Here is a 21,096-nt window from a genome sequence, read left to right on the forward strand (position 1 = left end):
ATCATCCTGTGCCCTAGAGCATAACGGGAGAGGCACGGATGACGATCGACCGCCGGACATGGATGGGCGGCGCCGCGGCGCTGGCGGCCGGGTTGGGCGCTTCGCCGGCCGGCGCTGCGCCGCGGACGCGCCGCCGCTCTGCCAGCGACCGCGTGAACGTGGCAGTGATCGGCGCGGGCGGCATGGGCGCGTCCAATATGGACAAGCTGACCTCGCAGAACATCGTCGCAATGTGCGACGTCGACATGGCGCATGTCGCGAAGTCCGTCGCCGATCCGAAGCGTGCCGCGCTGAAGGCCGCCTATGACAAGGCTGACAAATACGCCGACTATCGACGGATGTTCGACGCGCGCAAGGACGTCGACGCGGTCCTGATCGCGGCACCCGACCATCATCATGCTGTGGCGGCGAAATGGGCGATGGAGCGAGGCTTGCACGTCTACGTGCAGAAGCCGCTGACCTATACCGTGCGCGAGGGGCGGGTGCTGGCCGAACTGGCGCGCGCCAACCCGAAGCTGGTGACGCAGATGGGCAACCAGGGCCATTCGGGTGACGATGGCCGCCGCGTGGTCGAGATCCTGCGCGGCGGCGCGATCGGGCGCGTGCGCGAGGTGCAGGTGTGGACCAACCGCCCGATCTGGCCGCAGGGCGTCGCACGGCCGGAGCCGGTGGCGGCGCCCGCTTCGCTCGACTGGGACGCATGGCGCGGGCCGGCGCCGGTCGACTGGGGCTACAACCCGATGTACGCGCATTTCAACTGGCGCGGCTGGGCACCGTTCGGGACCGGGGCGCTGGGCGACATGGGCGCGCATCTGGTCGACTTCCCGGTGTGGGCGCTGGAGTTAGGGCTGCCGACGCGGGTCGAGACGCGGCACAGCGTGTGGGGCAATCCCAAGAATCCGGCGGACGGCAGCTATCCGCTGGCGACCGTCACCTATTTCGACTTCGGCAATGCCAAGGGCGGGCCGATCCGCATGACGTGGTACGACGGTGGGTTGATGCCGCCGACGCCGCCGGGGATGCCGGCGGGCGCGCGGATGGATCCGGGCGGGGGCGTGCTCTACATCGGCGAGCAGGGCATGTTGATGCACGAAACCTATGGCGAGAATCCGACGCTGATCGGTGACGGCGTCGCCGAGCGCGCGCAGGCGGTGGCGCAGACGCTGCCGCGCATCCGCGGCGGCATGGGCGGCCACGAGATGAACTGGATCCGCGCGATCCGCGGCGAGGAGGCGATTTCCAGCCCGTTCGCGACCGCGGTACCGCTGACCGAGACGATGCTGCTGGGCGTCGTCGCGCTGAAGGCGGGCGCCCCGATCGACTATGACGGGGCGGCGGGACGCGTTACCAACGTGGCGGATGCGAACCGTCATCTGGATCGGGAGTATCGAAAGGGATGGGAGCTATGAAGGGTATCGTGCTGGGCGCCGGGCTGGCGTTGGCATCCTCGGCCGGGTTGGCGCAGGCGCCACAGGGTGACCCGAAGGCGACCGAGCAATGGTCGCCGGCGGTGCCGGTGGTGACGCCGGGCGCGTTCGCGGGCTGGGCGGCGCCGGCCGACGCGGTGGTGCTGTTCGACGGCGCCAACCTCGACAAATGGACGGCGGTGAACACCGGCGGCGCGGCGGGCTGGACGGTCGCGAACGGGGCGGTGACGGTGAAGAAGGGCACCGGCAACATCCAGACCAAGCAGGCGTTCGGCAGCTATCAGCTCCACCTGGAATATCGCATCCCGGTCGGGATCACCGGGGAGGGACAGGCGCGCGGCAACAGCGGGCTGTTCCTGGCGTCCACCGGCAAGGGGGACGAGGGGTACGAGTTGCAGATCATGGACAGCTACAACAACGCCACCTACGTCAACGGGCAGCTGGGCGCGGTGTACAAGCAGACGCCGCCGCTCGCCAATCCGGCGCGCAAGCCCGGCGAGTGGCAGACGGTCGACGTGACGTGGAGCGCGCCGCAGTTCGGCGGCGACGGCAAGGTGACGCGGCCTGCGTTCGTCACCGCCTATGTCAACGGCGTGCTGGTGCAGAACCATACGCAGGTGCGCGGACAGACGCGCTACATCGGGCAGGCGGAATATACCGCACACGGCCGCGCGCCGATCAAATTGCAGGACCACGGCGATCCGAGCCAGCCGATCAGCTTCCGCAATATCTGGATTCGCGAGCTGAAGGACTGAATAGCCAGGCCGGACCGGAGCATCACCCCTTCGGTCCGGCGCGGCTCAGCGATGGCGAGCCGGGCAGGATGAAGCGCCACGGCACCTCCGCGGCGCGGGTGATGCCGATGCGCGGCGTGGCGGCGATCGGCGGTTCGCCGTCACGCTCGGCCCACGCGAACGGCGCGGTGTCGAGCGGCGCGGCGTTCAGCGACAGGTCGATGCCGAGCGCCCTGGCCAGCCGGCCCGGCCCGGCGCAGAGCAACGCGTCGGGTTTTGTCGTCGCGCGCCGCGTGCGCATCGCGGCGACGCCGATGGTCGGCGCCAGCGCGCGGATCAGCACCGCCGCGCCGTCGCCGCAGGTGACGTTCAGGCAATGGTGCAGGCCGTAGATGCGATAGACGTAGGCGACGCCCGCCGGACCGAACATCGCGGCGTTGCGGGCAGTGGGGCCGGCGAAGCTGTGCGAGGCGGGATCGGCAGCGTCATACGCCTCGGTCTCGACGATCGTGCCGCCGACGTCGTCGACGGTCAGCGTCATGCCGATCAGTGCGCGCGCCACCGCGACCACGTCGCGGGCGAAGAACGAGCGGTTCATCGCTGCGATATGGCGACCCGTCGCGCGATGTGAACCGCGCGGCGTTGTCGCCGCGCGACGCAGCGGTTACGCCTGCCGGCTATGTCGATCGTGTCGCGTGTCGTCGCATGGGGGCTGCCGCTGCTCGCCGCCGTGTCCGCCCCCTCATCCGTTGATGCCGCGCCGCGTGCGCCGGTGTCGGACATCGTGATGGATGCCGGGACCGGCGAGGTGCTGGAGAGCGAGAACGCCGATCGGGCGCGCCCGCCGGCATCGCTGGCCAAGATGATGACGCTGCTGCTCGCGTTCGAGGCGCTCGACGCGGGCGAATTGAAGCCGGGGACGATGCTGCGCATGACCGCAGCGGGCGAGCGGCAGCAACCGTCGCGGCTGGGGCTGCGGCGTGGGCGCTCGATCCGGGTCGATGCGGCGTTGCGCGCGGTGGCGGTGATTTCGGCGAATGACATCGCGGTGGCGATCGGCGACCGGCTGGCGGGCAGCGAGCGCGCGTTCGTCGCGCGCATGAACGCGCGCGCGCGCGCGATCGGGATGACGGACACGCGCTTCGGCAACGCCACCGGTCTGGCGCCGAGCGCGGGACGGACGACGGCGCGCGACATGGCGATCCTGGCACGGCACCTGATCCGCGCCGAGCCGAGACACTATCGGCTGTTCTCGACGCGCTCGATCAGCTGGGAGGGGCGGTCGCGGCCCAATCACAACAAGCTGCTGGGCAAGGTCGCGGGGCTCGACGGGCTCAAGACCGGTTATACCGTGGAGGCCGGGTTCAATCTGGCGGCCTCGGCGAAGCGCGGCGCGCGCCGCGTGATCGTGGTGGTGATGGGGGCGCCCTCGGCGTCGGAGCGCGACCTGCTGGTCGCGAACCTGATGGAAGTGGGGTTCAGCGAGCCGCGGCTGCGCCGCCCCCGGCGCTGACGTCAGTCAAGCAGCGCGGCGATCCGATCGAGGAAGGTCGCGATGTGATCGGGCTTGGTCACGAACACGTCGGCGCCTGCGGCCAGGCAGGCGCTGCGATCGGTCGGGCTGTCGAGCACGGTCAGCGCCATGACCGGGATCGCGCGTGTGCTGGTCGCCGTCTTCAACCCCTCGATCACGTCCAGCCCACTGACGTTCGGCAGGCGGATGTCGACGATGATCGCGGCGGGATTCAGTTCCTCGGCGACCGCCTGCGCGGTGCGTTCGTCGGTCAGTACGTGCGGATCATACCCGCCGATCCGCAGCCAGGAGGCGTAGAGCTTGCGATGGCTGGCGGTATCCTCCACCAGCATGATGCACTTCCGGTCGTTCACCGTTCCTCCCGTCGCCGACGATCTGGCGTGCGCGCTGCGCCGCGTCACTGCAAGTCGCAAACGGCAACCGCGTTCCGAAGTGCGTTGTCTTTCCGACGGAATTATCAGTGGCGCCGCGTGACGATCCGCTCCGCCTCGCGCGCCAGCGCGGCGAGTTCGTAGAGGTCCGGCATCTGGTCGCGCGGCTTGTGGTCGATCACGCACAGCGCACCGAGCGGATAGCCGGCGCGGTCGACCAGCGGGATGCCGATGTAGAAGCGGATCGGCGGCGCCTTGGCGACCAGCGGGTTGTCCACGAAGCGCGCGTCGCGCGCCGCATCGGGCACGATCATCGCTTCGCCCGGGCGATGGATCGCGTGGGCGCAGAACGACAGCGCGCGCGGGATATCCTCCGACATCGGGCCGTGCTGTGCGATCGTCCACTGCCGCGTGCGATCGATGACCGAGATCGCACCGATCGGCGTGCTCGCCAGCCGGGCGGCGCGTTCGACCACCTCCTGTAGGCCGTCCGCTCCACGCTTCGACCGCAGATCGAGCCGGTCCACCGCACGCTGGCGATCGGGCTCGTCGGCGACCATCATCGAACCTTCGCTCAAAATTTTGGTGCAGCCACTTGTTAATACAGCATTTTTGAATCCGATCTCGCGCGAGTCAAGTGCGGGCGCCGCCTGATGGCGACCGCGCGCCCGACCATGCCGCCGTCCGGCAATCGGCGCGTAAGGCCCGTGCTTGCTCATGGATCGGTAAGATTCTGCACCTTACAATAGGTTGCTCCGCGGAGGTTGTGTGCTGCCGACATCCATTTCGACTCGAGTCGCTGCCGCGTTCGGTGCCGTGCTGGCGCTGGGCGTGATGCTACTCGCAGGCGGGCTGGTGCTGGCGCGGGCGATCCAGTCCGAGAATGTGGTGGTCGGGCAGCTGACCACCTTGTTGCAGATGGAGAACCGCCAGGATCAGCTGCAACGCCGGCTGCGGCTGGGGGTGGGTGAGGTGACGCGCCTTGCCGAGCAGGGGCGTCCGGTGAAGCCCGCGCAGTGGCGCCACGTCGGGAGCGCATTGGCTGGCTTCCATCGCGGCAATGCACATCTGTCGCCCGGCTTGCCGGTTTCCGCCGATCTTCGTGCGTTTGCGGACGCACGCACGAGGGCGGAGGCACGTTTCGCCGAGCTGAGCCTGCAGCTGCTGCGCGATGCGCACGAGCAGCCCGCGGCGATCCCGGCGCACATGCCGGCGTTCCTGTCGGCGTTGCGGACCTTGGAATCGTCGCGCTCCAGCTTGCGCGGGGCGTTGGTCGACCGGATCGACGTCGAGGTGCGCGGCAGTTCGCGCACGCTGGCCACCAACCTGGCCCGCGTGCTGATCGGCGCGGGCGTCGTGCTGGCGTTATTGCTGGCGTGCATGGTGTGGTTGCGGCGACGGGTGATCCGGCCCATCGCCGCAATCGCGGAGCGGGTACGGCAGTTGAGCCGTGGCGAGGATGCGTGGGCGCGCGTGCCCGGCGCATCGCGACGCGACGAGCTGGGCGATCTGGCGCGGGGGATCGGCGAATATCGCAGCGCCGTCGAGGAGCGGCAGCGGGCCGAGCGGCGGGCGGAGTTCCTGGCACATCACGACATGCTGACCGGCCTGCCCAACCGGTTGCTGTTCGAAGAGCGACTGACGCAGGAGCTGGCCCGCGTGCGGCGTACCGGCGAGCGGGTGGCGGTGTTCGCGATCGACCTAGACGACTTCAAGTCGATCAACGACCGGTTCGGACACGCCGGCGGCGACGAGGCATTGCGCGCGGCCGCGCAACTGCTGAGCGCGAGCGTTCGTGCCAGCGACCTCGTGGCGCGGCTGGGCGGGGACGAATTCGCGATCATCCAGGTCGGCGGCGAGCAGCCGGATGCCGCCGAGGCGCTGGTCCGGCGGATCCTGCGCGCCTGCGAGGCGACGGCGGGCGATACCGTACCGGTGCAGATGAGCATCGGCGTCGCAATGTCGGGCGTCGAGCAGGCGGGCGAGGAACTCTACAACCTGGCCGACATGGCGATGTACCGCGCCAAGGCCGAGGGACGGCATACCGCCCGCTTCTTCGACGACCATTTCAAGGAGGAGGTCCGGCTGCGCTGGCGGCTGTCGCGCGACCTGGAGGGGGCGGCGGAGCGCGGCGAGCTGTATCTCGTCTTCCAGCCGATCGCCGATGCCGACACGCTGGAGGTGATCGGGCAGGAGGTGCTGCTGCGCTGGGCGCATCCTGAGCTGGGCGAGATACCGCCGGACCGCTTCATCCCGCTGGCCGAGGCGAGCGGGCGGATCGACGCGATCGGCTTGTGGATGGCGGATCATGCGATGGCGGCGGCGAGCCGATGGCCCGACGACATGACGCTGGCGCTGAACCTGTCGGCGATCCAGTTCCGCCAGCCGGCGCTCGGGCACGAACTTCTGGCGCTGGCGCGGCGGCACAAGGTCGCGCCGACGCGGCTCGAATTCGAGGTCACAGAGAGCGCGACGCTGCTCGACAACCGTCGCCAGCCGGTGCTGACCGTGCTGCGGACGTTGCAGCACCACGGCGCCCGGATCGTGATGGACGATTTCGGCACCGGTTATTCGTCGCTGGGAAATCTGCGCGACTTTCGCTTCGACAAGCTGAAGATCGATCGCAGCTTCGTGACGACGATGCTCAACCATGCGCCCTCGGGGTCGATCGTGCGCAGCATCGCGGCGCTGGGCGCCAGCCTGGGAATCCCGATCGTCGCCGAAGGGGTGGAGGAGGAAGCGCAGTTGCTTCAGCTGCGCGAGTGGGCGGTGCCGCAGGTGCAGGGCTTTCTGGTCGGGCGCCCGAGCCGCGAGGCGCTGCATTGCGCCGATCCCGCGGCGCTGGCGTGTGCACGCCCGGCATCGCCGGAATGGGTCGCGCGCCGCTGATCCCCGAATTGTCGCTCGAAACGAACCGGTGTAGGCTGCGTCATCTCGAACCGGGGGGTTGGAAGATGAACGACAGCGGTACCGTGACTCGTGATGTGCTGGCGCAACAATTGGCCGAGCTCGAGAAATTGCAGCGTGAAATGGTCGAGAAACTGCGTGAGCATGATGAGGCGCAGGAGGCGGCGCCCGTACTGCCGTGGCTGGGACGGCGCAGCGCGGTGAAAAGTGCGCTGGCGCCACGCACGTTGCCGCCGTGGCTCGCGCGTCGCGGCCGCTGATCGAAGGATCGCCAACGATCGCCACGCCGGCTTGACATGCGCCGTTCCGCAGTGTTGGTAGCGCTATCAGGTTTAGATGGTGTGGAGGGGATGATGGCTGAAGCAGCCGATGCATTCGCGTCGGGCTTGCCGCACGACTGGCGGGCAGGACGATTCGTGGGACGCGCCGCGACCGGCACGGGTCCGATCCCGCTGCTGGTCATTGCCGGTGAGGTGTTCGACATGTCGTCGGTCGCGCCGACCGTGTCGATGCTGGTCGAGCGCGGCGACCTTTCTGGCGCTGGCGGTCGGTCGCTGGGGATGTTCGACGACGCAGGACTGACGCTGCTGAGCCCGGTCGACCTGCAATGCGTCAAGGCGTGCGGCGTCACCTTTGCGGTATCGGCGATCGAGCGCGTGATCGAGGAGCGCGCGCGCGGCGACTGGTCGGCGGCGTCCGAGATCCGCGGCCGGCTGGAGGCACGCGTCGGCGGCTCGATCCGCTCGGTGGTGCCGGGCACGCCCGAGGCGGCGGAGCTGAAGCGCGCGCTGATCGAGGACGGGCTCTGGTCGCAATATCTCGAGGTCGCGATCGGGCCGGACGCGGAAGTGTTCACCAAGGCGCCGGTGCTGGCCACGGTCGGCGCGGGCGCGGAGATCGGCATCCGCTCCGATTCGAGCTGGAACAACCCCGAGCCGGAGGTCGCGCTGCTGGTGAACAGCCGCGGCGAGGCGGTCGGCGCGACGCTGGGCAACGACGTCAACCTGCGCGATTTCGAGGGGCGCTCGGCGCTGCTGCTCGGCAAGGCCAAGGACAATAACGCGTCGTGCTCGCTCGGGCCGCTCGTGCGGCTGTTCGACGACACGTTCACGATCGACGACGTGCGCCACGCCGAGGTGCGCCTGAACATCCGTGGCGCCGACGGCTACGAACTCGATGGGGTCAGCAACATGGCCGAGATCAGCCGCGATCCGCTCGATCTGGTGCGGCAGACGCTGTCCGAGCACCAATATCCCGACGGCTTCGTGCTGTTTCTGGGCACGTTGTTCGCGCCGGTGCAGGACCGGGACGAGCCCGGTCGCGGTTTCACGCACAAGATCGGCGACACCGTGACGATCGAGAGCGCGCGGCTCGGCCGGCTGGTCAACCGGGTGGTGACGTCGAAGGACGCCGCGCCGTGGACCGACGGGATCGGCGCCCTGTTCCGCAATCTGGCGCAGCGCGGGCTGCTGGAGACGGCCAAGTGAGCGGGCGCGCGATCTACCCATCGTTGAAGAACAAGCGCGTCCTGATCACCGGCGGCGCGAGCGGGATCGGCGCGGGGCTGGTCGAGGCGTTCGCCGGACAAGGTGCGCACGTCGCGTTCGTCGATGTTGTCGAGGAGGCGGGGCAGGCGTTGGCCGCGCGGCTGGGCGAGCGCGTGGTCTTCCGCCGCTGCGACCTGACCGATGTTGCCGCGCTGCCGGGCACGATCGACGCGCTTGCCGCCGACATCGGCGGTCTCGACGTGCTGATCAACAACGCCGCCAACGACGATCGGCATACGATCGCCGAGGTCACGCCGGCCTATTGGGACGAACGGATGGCGGTCAACCTGCGCCACCTGTTCTTCGCCGCGCAGGCTGCGGTTCCGCATCTGAGGACTGCCGGCGGTGGCAGCATCGTCAACTTCGGATCGATCAGCTGGCATCTGGGGCTGCCCGAACTGGTGCTGTACCAGACCGCCAAGGCCGCGATCGAGGGGATGACGCGCAGCATGGCGCGCGACCTGGGACGTGACAACATCCGTGTCACCACCATCGTGCCCGGTAACGTCCAGACTCCGCGGCAGGAAAAATGGTATACGCCGGAGGGCGAGGCGGAGATCGTGGCGGCGCAATGTCTGGACGGACGCATCCAGCCCGCCGACGTGGCCGCGCTGGCGCTGTTCCTCGCTTCCGACGACGCGCGGATGGTGACCGGGCATGAGTATTTCGTGGATGCGGGCTGGCGCTGAGCCGGACGTGACAAACGCCTGACGATAGGCGACAAAACAACGACGAGACAGGAGCGGGACGGGATGGCGACGAGAGTGATGGAGCCGGGCGACCCCGGCGCCGCGGCGCAGGTGAACATGGGCTTCATCGCCGCGATCGTGGCGGTGGCGACGATCGGCGGCTTCATGTTCGGGTACGATTCGGGCGTCATCAACGGGACGCAGAAGGGGCTGGAATCGGCCTTCGACCTCGGCAAGCTGGGGATCGGCGTCAACGTCGGCGCGATCCTCGTCGGTTCGTCGATCGGCGCATTCCTCGCCGGGCGGCTGGCGGACCGGATCGGGCGGCGCGGCGTGATGATGCTGTCGGCGGTGCTCTTCCTCGGCAGCGCGCTGCTGGCGGGAGCGGCGAGTGCGTCGGCGATCTTTATCTTTGCGCGCATTATCGGGGGGTTGGGCGTCGGTGCAGCCAGCGTCATCTCGCCCGTCTACATTTCCGAGGTGACGCCGGCGGCGATTCGCGGACGGCTGTCGAGCGTGCAGCAGGTGATGATCATCACCGGTCTGACCGGTGCGTTCGTGGCCAATTTCGCGCTCGCACGCTACGCGGGCGGATCGACCGCCAGCTTCTGGCTGGGCTTTCCGGCGTGGCGGTGGATGTTCTGGCTCCAGGCGATTCCGGCGGCTATCTACCTGATCGCGCTGTTGGTTATCCCCGAAAGCCCGCGCTTCCTGGTGGCGCAGAAGCGCGATGCCGAGGCACATGCGGTGCTGACGCGGCTGTTCGGGACGGCCGAGGCGGACCGCAAGGTGGCGGATATCCGTCGCAGTCTGGCGGGCGATCAGCATCGGCCGCGGTTGTCGGATCTGAAGGATCGGGCCAGCGGCAAGATCCGGCCGATCGTGTGGGCGGGGATCGGGCTGGCCGTGTTCCAGCAGCTCGTCGGAATCAACGTCGTCTTCTACTACGGCGCGACCTTGTGGGAAGCGGTGGGCTTCTCCGAAGATTATGCGCTGCAAACCAACATCTTGTCGGGCGTTCTTTCGATCGCGGCGTGCGTGTTCACGATCTTCACGGTCGATCGGATCGGGCGCAAGCCGTTGCTTCTGATCGGTTCGGCGGGGATGGCGGTGACGTTGGCGGTGGTCGCCTGGGCGTTCTCGACCGCGATCACCGACGCGGCCGGCGCGGTGAGCCTGCCGGAAAATAACGGGGTAATTGCGTTGGTTGCGGCCAATCTTTACGTCATCTTCTTCAACGCCAGCTGGGGCCCGATCATGTGGGTGATGCTGGGCGAGATGTTCCCGAACCAGATCCGCGGCTCCGGCCTGGCGGTCGCCGGCTTCGCGCAGTGGATCGCCAACGCGGTGATTTCGGTGTCGTTTCCGGCACTTGTCGTCTCGCCGGGTCTGGCGGTGACCTATAGCGGCTATGCGTTCTTCGCCGCGGTGTCGTTCTTCTTCGTGCGCAAGATGGTGCACGAGACGCGCGGACGCGAGCTGGAGGACATGCAGGGCTGACGCCCGCCGGTGACACGAAAACGGGCGCCCGTACCGCACGGGCGCCCAAAATAACGGCGCAGGTGTCAGAACTTGCCCAGAACGCTCTCGATCTCGGCGCCTTTGGCGTCCTTCAGTGCCACGCATTGCCGGATCGCGTCGAGCGATTGGCCAAGCTCCAGTTCCCCGCCGCCGAGCACCGCCAGTTTCGGGCGGAACAGCGCCTCGACCGCCGCGGCCTTGTCGGCGCTGCAATAGCCCGCGAACAGCATCGGCAGGCGCGGACGGCCGAACGCCGGGACGGTCCCGGCGATCGCATCGAAATTCTGCCGGAGCCGCGCGAACACCGCGTCACGCCCGACCGGGCGGTTGGTGAGCGTCCGCATGATCGACAGCCGCTCGCTGGGTTGCAGCGCGACGTCGTCCGACAGCGCCAGCGCGCGCGCGACCGTCGCGGGCGTGTCCGCGCCGCCGAGCGCGCGAACCGCCTGCTGGCGGAACAGCGGGTCGGTGCTGGCGATCAGCGCCGTCCGGAGCCGGTCCATGAACGGCACGCCCACTTCCTGCACGCCGGCGAGTAGCGCGATCGCGCGGTAGCCGGGGTCGAGCGCCTGCGCGTCGCCGCCGACCGACGCGCGCGCCGCGTCGCTCAGCTGGCGGCGGAGTGCCGCGTCCCTGGCGACGAAGGCGGCATAGGAGACGAGCGACTGGCGCAGCTGGCTCTGGCCCGATTCCTCGCCGGCATAGGCCCCGGCGGTCAGCCTGAGCGGACCCAGCGTGCGCAACCGCGGGAGCGACACATCGGCGGCGAAACGCCGCAAGCCGCGATCGGCGGCGGGCGACAGGTCGAACCGCTCGACCCCGTCGATCGCGGCGGGGAGCAATAGCGTGGCGGAACGCTCGCGGTGCCCGGCGAGCAGCCGCGCGCTGTCCACGACGCGCGCGAAGCGGGCGTTGCCGGCGGTGAAATCGGCCCACAAGCTGTCGGCGGCGGCCATCGCCTCGCGTGCGGGCAGCGACGGCGCACCCGCCATCAGCGTCTGCCAGCCGGCATCGTCGAGGCTGTAGCGCCAATAGCCCGCGCCATCGGCGTTAGGCACGGCCAGCCCGCTGCCCTTGAGCGCGAGCGTGCCGGTCGCACCGGTCAGCAACGTGCAGCTGCGCACCTCGCCCTGACGCGCGCAGACCGGCACGTTCCACGTCTGCGGCGCGAGCGGGGCGACGCCGATCGGGCGATAGCGACGCTGCGACACATGCCAGCTGTCGCCGTCCTGACGGATCGACAGCACCGGCACGCCGGTCTGCTCGACGAAGCTGCGGAAGACCGGAACGATGCCGGGGTCGCCCGACCCCTTCGCCATGGAAGCGAAAAAATCGTCGGCGGCGGCATTGCCGTAGCGGAAGCGGTTCAGGTGATATTGCACGCCGCGGCGGAAGCGGTCGGGGCCGAGGTAGCGCTCGACCATCGTCAGCACCTGCCCGCCCTTCTGATAGGTGATCGCGTCGAAGGCGCTGGCGATCTGATCGTTGCGGGTGATCTCCTGCCGGATCGGACGGCCGACCGACTGGCTGTCGGTATCCATCGCCGCCAGCGCCTCCGCCAGTTGCCCGACCTCCGTGCCGAGCCCCGGCTGCCACAGCTCGCCCACCCGGTTGCCCGCCCATTCGGCGAAGCTTTCGTTCAGCCAAAGGTCCGTCCACCATTTCGGGGTGACCAGGTCGCCGAACCATTGATGAGCGAGTTCGTGCGCGACGACCATGCCGAAGTCGCGGCGCTGCGACGGCGGCGCGTCGGGCGACAGCAGCAGGAGCGTGTCGCCGTAGGTGACCAGCCCGGCATTCTCCATCGCGCCGCTCATCTCGGGCGAGGCGATCTGGTCGAGCTTCTCGAACGGGTAGGGGATGCCGAAATAGTCCTCGTGCAGCGCGAGGATCTTCGGGCCTTCGCTGGCGGCGAGTTGCAGCCGCGGCGCCTGCCCCTTGGTGGCGATCACACGGTAGGGGAGCGCGGTCTTGCGCACCGCATTGGCGGGGGCGTTGCCCGGCACGACATCGAACGCGCCGACCGCGATCGCGACCAGATAGGTCGGCAGCGGGCGCGAGGGCGCGAATGTGTGGACGGTCAGCCCGCCGCCCGACGTGCCATGCGCCACCTCGGGCGTGTTGGCGAAGACGCGCTGCGTGGTCGGCGCGGTGATCGACAGCGTGAACGGGGTCTTGAAGCCGGGTTCGTCGAACGACGGGAACATCCGCCGGGCGTCGATCGGCTCGAACTGCGTCCAGGCATACCATCGGTCGCCGACCCGGGTGCGGTACAGACCCTCGCCGCCGGTCATGAACGGCGCGTCATAGTCGAAGGCGAGCGTCACGCGGCCGGCGGGCAGATCGCCGTCGAAATCGAGCCGGGCGACGCCGGAGGGATCGACCTGCGTATAGCGCGCAGTGATCTTGCGGGTGCCGATGGTGGCGGCGACGCGGGTGACGTTCAGGCCGTTGCCGTGGAGGTAGAGCGTGCGGGTGGGGCGGGCGACCTGCGTGTCGATCTCGGTATGGCCGGTGAAGCGCGTTTGCGTCGGGTCGACGGTGAGGTCGAGCCGATAGGCGGTCGGGCGTGCGGCGTCGGAGAGCTTGCCCAGCGGGATGGCGGCGGGGGCCGCGGCGGGCGCCCGGGCAAGGGCGGGCGTGGCGATGAGCAGCGCCGCGGAGGCGAGCAGGATGGTCTTCATTCGGTGGGGTCCCTTTTTCGGGATAGGGTAACAGGCGGGGTGCGGGATGGCGAGGTGGGTGGCTCCGTCCCGTCATTCCCGCGCAGGCGGGAATCCAGACGCGCAGGTCCTTGTGAGAGCCGCGGGGGTCAGAGGTTCTGGATCCCCGCCTTCGCGGGGATGACGGCGGTGAACGGGGGGTCGGTGTGACCAGCTGGATGGCGAGAAGGAGTTTCCTTGCCACCCACGTCATTCCCGCGCAGGCGGGAATCCAGACGCGCCGGTCTTCGATGAGCCGTCAGGTCGGAGGAGCCGGATCCCCGGCGCCGCGGGGATGACGGGAGGTGGGCTGGGGGGCAGGCGGGTACCCTAAAGATGCGTGCGGACCGCCCATAATTCGGGGAACAGCTCGACCTCCAACATCCGGCGCAGGTAGGAGGCGCCGGCGGTGCCGCCGGTGCCGCGCTTCATGCCGATCACGCGCTCGACGGTGGTGACGTGGTTGAAGCGCCAGCGGCGGAAGTAATCCTCCAGATCCACCAGCTTCTCGGCGAGTTCGTAGAGCGGCCAGTGCGCGGGCGGGTCGCGGTAGATCGTCGCCCAGGCGGCGGTGACCGCCTCGTCGGCGCGATGCGGCGTGCGCCAGTCGCGGGTCGGGTCGGCGGGGAGCAGCCCGGCGGCGTGGAGGCAGACCAGGGCCGCATCGTAGATGCTGGGCGCGGCGAGGATCGCCTCCAGCCGCGCCAGCGTTTGAGGGCGGTGGCGGTGCGGGCCGAGCGTCGCGGCGGTGCGGTTGCCGCAGAGATATTCGATCGCGCGATATTGCCACGACTGGAAGCCCGACGACTGGCCGAGCGTGTCGCGAAAGGTGGTATAGTCGCTGGGCGTCATCGTGCGGAGCACGTCCCAGGCGCCGTTCAACTGCTTGAGGATGCGGGAGACGCGGGCGAGCAGCTTGAACGCCTGCGGCAGGGCGCCCGACAGGATCGCGTCGCGCGCGCTTTCGAGTTCGTGGACGGCGAGCTTCATCCACAATTCGCTGGTCTGGTGCTGGATGATGAACAGCAGTTCGTCGTGCGCGGTGCTCAGCGGGTGCTGCGCGTCCAGCACGCGGTCGAGCGCGAGATAGTCGGCGTACCCCATCTTCCCGGCGAAGTTGAGTTCGGCATCGTGGTGGCGCTCGCTCATGTGACGTTGGCGCGCTGATGAAAGTGCGGCTGGTCCCATTCGCCGGTCGTCAGGATTTCCGCGAGGATGCCGGCCGCTTGGATCACCTCGTTCTCGGCGAGGTAGAGCGGGGTGAAGCCGAAGCGCAGCACGTCGGGCTGGCGGACGTCGCCGATCACGCCGCGCGCGATCAGCGCCTGCATGACCGGGTAGGCGTGCGGGTGGGTGACGCTGACCTGGCTGCCGCGCGCGTGCGGATCGCGGGGGGAGGCGAGGGTGACGTGCGGGCAGCGCGCCTCGACCTCGCGGATGAAGGTTTCCGACAGGCGGATCGACGCGGCGCGGACATCGGCCATGTCGACGCCGTCCCACACGTCGAGCGCGGCGTCGAGGATCGACAGCGCGACGATCGGGGGCGTGCCCACGCGCATCCGCGCGACACCGGGGGCGGGACGGTAGCCGCGCTCGAACGCGAAGGGGGCGTCGTGGCCGAACCAGCCGGCGAGGATCGGCTCGGCGACGTCGGCGTGCGCGGGCGCGACGTGGATGAAGGCGGGGGCGCCGGGGCCGCCGTTGAGATATTTGTAGGTGCAGCCGACCGCGAAGTCGGCCTTCGCGGCGGTGACGTCGACGGGGAGCGCGCCGGCGGAATGCGCGAGGTCCCAGACGGTGACTGCGCCCGCCGCGTGGGCGCGGGCGGTGAGCGCGGGCATGTCGTGGAGGCGGCCGGTGCGATAGTCGACCTGGGTGAGCATCAACACCGCGACCGTCTCGTCGATCGCGGCGGCGACGTCTTCCGGAGCGACCACCTTGACCTCGATCCCGCGGCCGAGCGCCTGTGCGAGCGCATCGGCGATGTAGAGGTCGGTGGGGAAGTTGCCGCTGTCGGACAGGATCACGCGGCGGTCGGGTCGCAGCGCGAGCGCGGCGGCGAGCGCCTGGAAGACCTTGATCGACAGCGTGTCGCCGGTGGTGACGGTGCCCGGCGGCGCGCCGATCAGCCGCGCGATGCGGTCGCCGACGCGAGTGGGGAGCGTCGTCCACTCCGCCTCGTTCCAGGCGCGGATCAGCCGGTCGCCCCATTCGGCACGCAGCACCTGCACCGCGCGTGCCTCGGCGGCGAGCGGCAGGGGGCCGAGCGAATTGCCGTCGAGGTAGATGACACCAGGGGGCAAATGGAACAGCGCGCGGGTGGCGGTGAAATCGGTCATGGCGCCACCCTAGGTTCGTCTCGCGCGATACGGAAGCGTTCGGGTCTGTACTCAGTCGCAACAAGGATCGTGATCGCCCGTGGAACGCCGCCCACAAGGAGCGCAGCGCAGTCGGGTAGCTGCGCTACCCGCAAGCAAGCGACGATGCTGGGCGGCTTTCCACGGGCGACCGCTGCGCGGCGGGCGGCTTTTGGCGCCATGCGGCGTCGCGTCGGCGGTCACGATGCTACTGCATCGCCCCCCTCCTTGCTCCTGGCCTGGCGCCAAAATCCGCTCCGTCACGACCTTGTTGCGACTGAGTACAGACCCTAATCGGCGGCGACCGGGCCGTGTTGCGGGGTCGGGCGGCGGCACAGCCAGATGGGGACGATCAGCACCGCGGCGAGCCAGGCCGACAGCCGGAACAGGTCGGTCGACGAGAGCAGATAGGCCTGGCCGACCATCTGGCGGGTGACGGCGGCGGCGGCCTGCTGCGTGGTCATGCCCAGCTTCTCGAGCTGCGCCGACGCCATCTGCCACGGCACGCCGCTGCCGATCGCCTCCGCGAGGCGGCTTTGGTGCAGCGCCTCGCGCCGGTCCCACGCGGTCGAGATCAGCGAGGCGGCGAACCCGCCCGCGACGATGCGGCCGAAATTGGAGATGCCGGTCGCCGAGGGGAGCTTTTCGGGCGGGATGCGGTCGAGCAGGATCGTCAGCATCGCCAGGAAGAAGGTGCCCATCGACACGCCCTGCACCAGCAGCGGGAGCATGAGGTCGACGAACGTCGCCTGCGTGGTGAGGCCAGAGCGCATCCAGTAGCTGATCGCGAAGCCGGCGAAGGCGACGGTGGCGAGGATGCGCGCGTCGACCTTGCCCGACAGCCGCGCGACGAGCGGGGTGAGGATCACCGCGACCACCCCGCTGGGCGCGGCGACGAGGCCGGCCCAGGTGGCGGTATAGCCCATCTGCGTCTGGAGCCACAGCGGCAGGATCAGGATGTTGGCGAAGAACACCGCATAGCCGAGCGCAAAGGCGAGGTTGCCGATCCAGAAGTTGCGCCTGGCGAACAGCGTGAGGTCGACGGTCGGGTTGGCGTCGGTCAACTCCCAGATCACCCACGCGACGAAGCCGACGATCGCGGTGATCGTCAGCGCGACGATCAAGGGATCGTTGAACCAGTCGGCGTTCTTGCCGAGGTCGAGCATCACCTGGAGCGAGCCGACCCACAGCACCAGCAGCCCCAGGCCGACGGTGTCGATCGGCAGCCGCATCGTCGGCGTCTCGCGGTCCTTCAGCCGCGTCCAGCAGACGAAGGCGGTCAGGATGCCGAAGGGCACGTTGATCAGGAAGATCCACGACCAATGGTAGTTGTCGGAGATGTAGCCGCCGAGGATCGGCCCCATGATCGGCGCGACCAGCGTCGTCATCGACCAGATGCCGAGCGCGGTGGAGCGCCTGTCCGACGGGAAGATCGAGATCAGCAGCGCCTGGCTGCCGGGCATCATCGGGCCGGAGACGGCGCCCTGCATGACGCGGAAGAGGATCAGCGACGGCAGATCCCAGGCGATGCCGCACAGGAACGAGGCCAGCGTGAACAGCGCCACCGAGGTGCAGAACACGCGCACCACGCCGAAGCGGCGCATCAGCCAGCCGGTCAGCGGCACCGCGACGCCGTTGGCGACCGCAAACGCGGTGACCACCCAGGTCGAATTGTCGCTGGAGACGCCGAGGTTGCCCGCGATCGTCGGCAGCGACACGTTGGCGATCGTGCTGTCGAGCACCATCATGAAGGTGCCGAGCGCCAGCGCGAAGGCGGTGATGCCGAGCTTGACGCCGGTGAGCGGCGGCGGGCCGGCGGGGGCGGCGTCAGCCATGGTGGCGTACTCCCGTCGTTCCAACCCCTGCCGTCATTCCCGCACAGGCGGGAATCCAGACACGCTGAGCGTGGGGCAGGAGCCGCCAGGTCAGAGGTTCTGGATCCCCGCCTCCGCGGGGATGACGACGGCGTGAGAATGGGCGAAACCGCACCGGTTTCACCGGTTCGCCGCCACGATGCGGCGGATCTGCGCCTCGACCTGCGGGTCGGTGCCGGTGGTCGTGTCGCCCTGGTAGGGCACCGCCGCGGTCTGCGCGAGCAGCGCGCCGCGGGTGTCGGCGGTGTCGATCACGGTCTTCATCGACAGCCCGACGCGCAACGGATGCGCGCGCAACTCGCGCGGGTCGAGGCTGATGCGGACCGGCAGGCGCTGGACGATCTTGATCCAGTTGCCGCTGGCGTTCTGCGGCGGCAGGAGCGCGAAGGCGTTGCCGCTGCCCGCCGACAGACCGACGACGCGACCATGATACGTCACGTCGTCGCCGTACATGTCGCTGGTCAGCTCGACCGGCTGGCCGATACGCACGTCCTTCAGCTGCGTCTCGCGGAAGTTGGCGTCGACCCAGACGCGGTCGAGCGGGACGATCGCCATCAGGGGCGTGCCGGCGTTGACCTGCTGCCCGACCTGCACGGTGCGCTGCGCGACGACGCCGGCGATCGGCGCGGTGATGTGCATGTGCCCGCGCACGATCGCGGCGCGGCGATAGGCGGCGATCGCGGCCAGCACCGCGGGGTTGGTGTTCACGTCGGTGCCCTGCACGGTCGCCTGCGCCTGCCGCCGCTGCTCGCGCGCGAGGCGGAGATTGGCGGAGGCGACCTTCACCGCGTCGGCGGCGTGCGACAGTTCCTCGCCCGAGACCGCGCCCTGCGCGGCGGCGCTCCGGCGGCGGGCGTAGTCGGCCTGTGCGCGCGAGAGTTCGGCCTGCGCCTGGACGATGCCGGCGTCGCTCTGCCCGACGCGGGTGAAGTCCGCGCGGGTGGCGCGGACCGCCTGTGCCAGCTGCGCCGCGGCGGCGGCGACGTTGACGTCGGCGGTGGTCGGGTCGAGGTCGATCAGCGGCTGTCCGGCCTTGACCGCCTGCGTGTTGTCGGCGCGCAGCGCGGTGACGGTGCCGGGATCGCGTGCGGTGATCGCGACCACGTCGCCGGCGACATAGGCGTCGTCGGTTTCCTGTTCGGGCGGGCTGAAGAAGAAGTGGAAGATCGCCCATGCGACCGCGGCGACGACCACGACGACCGCGAGGATGCTGAGCGCGCGGCGGCGCGCGGCGGGCTTGCCGGTGGGGGTTGGGGCGGGAGCGGGTGCAGGCGTCTGGGTATCGGTCATCGGGCAGCGTCCTGAACGGGGTCGAAGCCGCCGCCCAGAGCGGTGGCGAGTTGCGCGCGCGCGGTGAGCGCGTCGATGGAGAGGCTGGCGTCGGCGAGCTGCGCGTCGAGCAGCCGGACGTCGTTGTCGACGAGGTCGAGGCGGCTGTTGAGCCCGCTTTCGACACGGACCGCGTTGAGCCGGTTGGTCTCCGCGAAGCCGGCGGTCACCTCGCGTTGTCGCAGGCGCGCGGTGTCGGTGGCGCGGACCTGTGCGATGGCATCGGCGACCTGCCTGGCGGCGGTGACGACCGCGTCGTTATATTGCGCGGTCGCGACGTCGAGCGCGGCGGTGGCGCCGGCGAGCTCGGCACGGCGCCGCCCGCTGTCGAACAGCGGCAGGTGGATCGCCGCCCCGCCGCCGGCGGTGCCGGAGTCGAGGTCGACGAAATTGCCGAAGCCGATCGCCTGAAGCCCGACGAGCGCCGACAGGTTGATGTTGGGGTAGAAGGCGCGGCGCGCCACCTGCCGCTCCGCCCCGGCCGCCGCGATGCGCGCCTGTGCGGCGGCGATGTCGGCGCGGCGCGCGAGCAGGTCGGCCGGGATCGTGGCGGGGACGGGGAGCGCGGTGTTGCTCGCCAGCTGCGTCGGGCCGATCGCGGCGGCATAGTCGGCGCCGCGGCCGGCGAGTGCCGCCAGCGCATTGGTGGCGAGCACGCGGGCGGCCTGCGCCTGCACCAGCGCGAGCCGGGCCTGCGCCAGCAGGGTGCCGGCGGCGGTGACGTCGATGCGGCTGGCCAGCTGGCTGCGCTCGCGCGCCTGCACCAGCGACAGCGAGCCCTGTCGCGTCTGGATCGTGCGCGTGGCAATCGCGGCGCGGCGTTCGGCGCGCGCGACCTCGGCATAGCTTTGCACGACCGCGCCGGCGAGCATCAGGCGCGCGGCGGCGACGTCATAGCCGGCGGCGCGGGTCTGCGCGGCCGCCGCCTCGATCGCGGCCTTCTGGCGCCCGAACAGGTCGAGGTTCCACGACAGCCCGGCCTGCGCCGTGCCGAGCGCACGGACGGTGCCGGCGAAGGGCGGCGGGATGGTGTAATTGCCCGACAGCCGCGAACCCTGCACCTGCGCGTCGACGTCGACCGAGGGGCGGCGTTCGGCATCCTGCCGTTCCAGCGCCGCCTGTGCCTGGCGGACGCGCGCGGCGGCGATGTCGAGCGAGGGATTGCCGGCGAGCGCATCGGCGACCAGCCGGTCGAGCTGCGGGTCGCCGATCGCCCGCCACCAATCGGGGGCGAGCTGGACCGACGGGCCGGCGAGTGCGAGCGTCGCGGGCGTCGTTGCGGCCACCGAGGTGTGCGAGGCAGGGGCGGCGCATCCGGCGAACAGCAGTGCGATCGCGGCCGTCAGCCCGGCGCGGGCGCGCGCGACGCCGCAGCGCGACGGGGGCGGTGTCGCCGGGCCAGCGGTGGGCGAAGGGGCCGGCGTGGGAGCCGACATGGTCAGGGGCATGTCGCGATGTCCTCCATCGTGCCGCGCAGTTTCTGCAAATGGGCGAGGAATTGCTCGATCTCCGCATCGCTCCAGTCGGCGAGGCAACGGTTCCAATAGGCGACGACGAGGTCGCGGCAGCGCTTCATCACTGCCTGTCCATCGACCGTCAGCGACAGGTGGACGACCCGGCGGTCGTCGGCGCTGCGAGTGCGTTCCACCCAGCCGCGCGCCTCCAGCGTGTCCATCATCCGCGTCATCGCGCCCTTGTCGTGCGCCATGTCGCGCGCCAGCACCGCGCAGGTTGGCTCAATATGGTGATGGATTCCCATCAGTGCCGACCATTGCGACGCGTTCAGCCCCTCCGCCGCGAAGGCACGGTCGAGCGCCGCGACGCCGATCTGATTACAGACCTTTATCACGTAACCGACCGATCGTTCGGGCGTGTAGTCATCGGGATCGTAGAAACTCATTACGGTTGCCATGGCAACCATTGCCGGGGCAGTCAACGAGTTTGTTTCGCAACGTTGCCGAACACGCGCGTGCGCGACGGCTTGCGGCGGCGGGGGCGCGCGCTATGGTTTCGCCAGACACCTTTCCCCGGGGGAGCATCCACTTTGGCTTATCGCGCATTCCTGGCCGCCGGTTCGGCGCTGGCGGCCCTGACGACCCCCCTT

Annotated in this window: 18 protein-coding genes; 8 read left to right on the forward strand and 10 right to left on the reverse strand. The window is 69.7% G+C overall.

What is annotated here, in order from left to right; all coding sequences use genetic code 11:
* The first annotated feature begins 38 nt into the window (after window positions 1–38).
* Entirely contained in the window at window positions 39–1,409 is a 1,371-nt protein-coding gene (locus J2Y58_RS01230; RefSeq protein ID WP_310097513.1) for a Gfo/Idh/MocA family oxidoreductase, read from the forward strand.
* Complete coding sequence (locus tag J2Y58_RS01235) at window positions 1,406–2,182, forward strand: DUF1080 domain-containing protein (RefSeq protein ID WP_310097515.1); 777 nt, start codon at window positions 1,406–1,408, stop codon at window positions 2,180–2,182. Before J2Y58_RS01230 ends, J2Y58_RS01235 begins: the two co-directional genes overlap by 4 nt.
* Window positions 2,183–2,204: 22 nt before the next feature.
* Here the strand turns inward: J2Y58_RS01235 and J2Y58_RS01240 are convergent, their stop codons facing one another.
* A complete protein-coding gene (locus J2Y58_RS01240) occupies window positions 2,205–2,759 on the reverse strand; it encodes a DNA-3-methyladenine glycosylase (protein WP_310097517.1) in 555 nt (184 codons plus the stop codon).
* A gap of 81 nt (window positions 2,760–2,840) precedes the next feature.
* Between J2Y58_RS01240 and J2Y58_RS01245 the strand changes: the two genes are divergently transcribed.
* A complete protein-coding gene (locus tag J2Y58_RS01245) occupies window positions 2,841–3,674 on the forward strand; it encodes a D-alanyl-D-alanine carboxypeptidase family protein (RefSeq protein WP_310097520.1) in 834 nt (277 codons plus the stop codon).
* Between the two features lie 2 nt (window positions 3,675–3,676).
* On the opposite strand, the gene J2Y58_RS01250 is transcribed toward J2Y58_RS01245, so the two are convergent.
* Together J2Y58_RS01250 and J2Y58_RS01255 are read right to left on the reverse strand one after the other, a co-directional pair.
* Complete coding sequence (locus J2Y58_RS01250; protein WP_310097523.1) at window positions 3,677–4,048, reverse strand: response regulator; 372 nt, start codon at window positions 4,046–4,048, stop codon at window positions 3,677–3,679.
* A 104-nt stretch (window positions 4,049–4,152) separates the two neighbouring features.
* Complete coding sequence (locus J2Y58_RS01255; protein WP_310097526.1) at window positions 4,153–4,629, reverse strand: GAF domain-containing protein; 477 nt, start codon at window positions 4,627–4,629, stop codon at window positions 4,153–4,155.
* A gap of 205 nt (window positions 4,630–4,834) precedes the next feature.
* Here J2Y58_RS01255 and J2Y58_RS01260 point away from each other — a divergent pair, with 205 nt between their 5' ends.
* The 5 genes from J2Y58_RS01260 to J2Y58_RS01280 all read left to right on the forward strand — a co-directional run bounded on the left by J2Y58_RS01260 (window position 4,835) and on the right by J2Y58_RS01280 (window position 10,709).
* Window positions 4,835–6,955 carry an EAL domain-containing protein gene (locus J2Y58_RS01260; RefSeq protein WP_310097530.1) on the forward strand — a complete coding sequence of 707 codons (2,121 nt, stop codon included), beginning with the start codon at window positions 4,835–4,837 and terminating at the stop codon, window positions 6,953–6,955.
* Window positions 6,956–7,020: 65 nt separating this feature from the next.
* Complete coding sequence (locus tag J2Y58_RS01265) at window positions 7,021–7,233, forward strand: hypothetical protein (RefSeq protein ID WP_310097533.1); 213 nt, start codon at window positions 7,021–7,023, stop codon at window positions 7,231–7,233.
* Window positions 7,234–7,326: 93 nt separating this feature from the next.
* Window positions 7,327–8,460, forward strand: coding sequence for a fumarylacetoacetate hydrolase family protein (locus J2Y58_RS01270; protein ID WP_310097536.1), 1,134 nt, complete (start codon window positions 7,327–7,329; stop codon window positions 8,458–8,460).
* Window positions 8,457–9,209, forward strand: coding sequence for an SDR family oxidoreductase (locus J2Y58_RS01275; RefSeq protein WP_310097540.1), 753 nt, complete (start codon window positions 8,457–8,459; stop codon window positions 9,207–9,209). The genes J2Y58_RS01270 and J2Y58_RS01275 overlap by 4 nt, the downstream gene beginning before the upstream one ends.
* A 63-nt stretch (window positions 9,210–9,272) precedes the next feature.
* Window positions 9,273–10,709, forward strand: coding sequence for a sugar porter family MFS transporter (locus J2Y58_RS01280; protein ID WP_310097542.1), 1,437 nt, complete (start codon window positions 9,273–9,275; stop codon window positions 10,707–10,709).
* 65 nt (window positions 10,710–10,774) lie between these two features.
* Here J2Y58_RS01280 and J2Y58_RS01285 read toward each other — a convergent pair whose 3' ends face one another.
* From J2Y58_RS01285 to J2Y58_RS01315, 7 genes are all read right to left on the reverse strand, one after another.
* Window positions 10,775–13,414 carry a M1 family aminopeptidase gene (locus J2Y58_RS01285; RefSeq protein ID WP_310097544.1) on the reverse strand — a complete coding sequence of 880 codons (2,640 nt, stop codon included), beginning with the start codon at window positions 13,412–13,414 and terminating at the stop codon, window positions 10,775–10,777.
* Between the two features lie 348 nt (window positions 13,415–13,762).
* The gene (locus tag J2Y58_RS01290) at window positions 13,763–14,581 is read right to left on the reverse strand and encodes a tryptophan 2,3-dioxygenase family protein (RefSeq protein WP_310097547.1); all 819 of its coding nucleotides are present in this window, start codon (window positions 14,579–14,581) and stop codon (window positions 13,763–13,765) included.
* Window positions 14,578–15,771 (reverse strand): kynureninase, encoded by a 1,194-nt coding sequence (kynU, locus tag J2Y58_RS01295; protein ID WP_310097549.1) that lies wholly within the window; start codon window positions 15,769–15,771, stop codon window positions 14,578–14,580. Before kynU ends, J2Y58_RS01290 begins: the two co-directional genes overlap by 4 nt.
* A gap of 308 nt (window positions 15,772–16,079) precedes the next feature.
* Entirely contained in the window at window positions 16,080–17,624 is a 1,545-nt protein-coding gene (locus J2Y58_RS01300) for a DHA2 family efflux MFS transporter permease subunit (RefSeq protein WP_310097551.1), read from the reverse strand.
* Between the two features lie 159 nt (window positions 17,625–17,783).
* Window positions 17,784–18,953, reverse strand: a complete 1,170-nt coding sequence (locus J2Y58_RS01305; RefSeq protein ID WP_310097553.1) for an efflux RND transporter periplasmic adaptor subunit — start codon at window positions 18,951–18,953, stop codon at window positions 17,784–17,786.
* The gene (locus J2Y58_RS01310; RefSeq protein ID WP_310097556.1) at window positions 18,950–20,440 is read right to left on the reverse strand and encodes an efflux transporter outer membrane subunit; all 1,491 of its coding nucleotides are present in this window, start codon (window positions 20,438–20,440) and stop codon (window positions 18,950–18,952) included. Before J2Y58_RS01310 ends, J2Y58_RS01305 begins: the two co-directional genes overlap by 4 nt.
* Window positions 20,431–20,892: a MarR family transcriptional regulator gene (locus J2Y58_RS01315; protein WP_310097559.1), complete on the reverse strand. Its 462-nt coding sequence runs from the start codon at window positions 20,890–20,892 to the stop codon at window positions 20,431–20,433. The genes J2Y58_RS01310 and J2Y58_RS01315 overlap by 10 nt, the downstream gene beginning before the upstream one ends.
* Window positions 20,893–21,096 lie beyond the last annotated feature (204 nt).

The organism is Sphingomonas sp. BE138, assembly GCF_031456125.1.
GTDB lineage: Bacteria > Pseudomonadota > Alphaproteobacteria > Sphingomonadales > Sphingomonadaceae > Sphingomonas.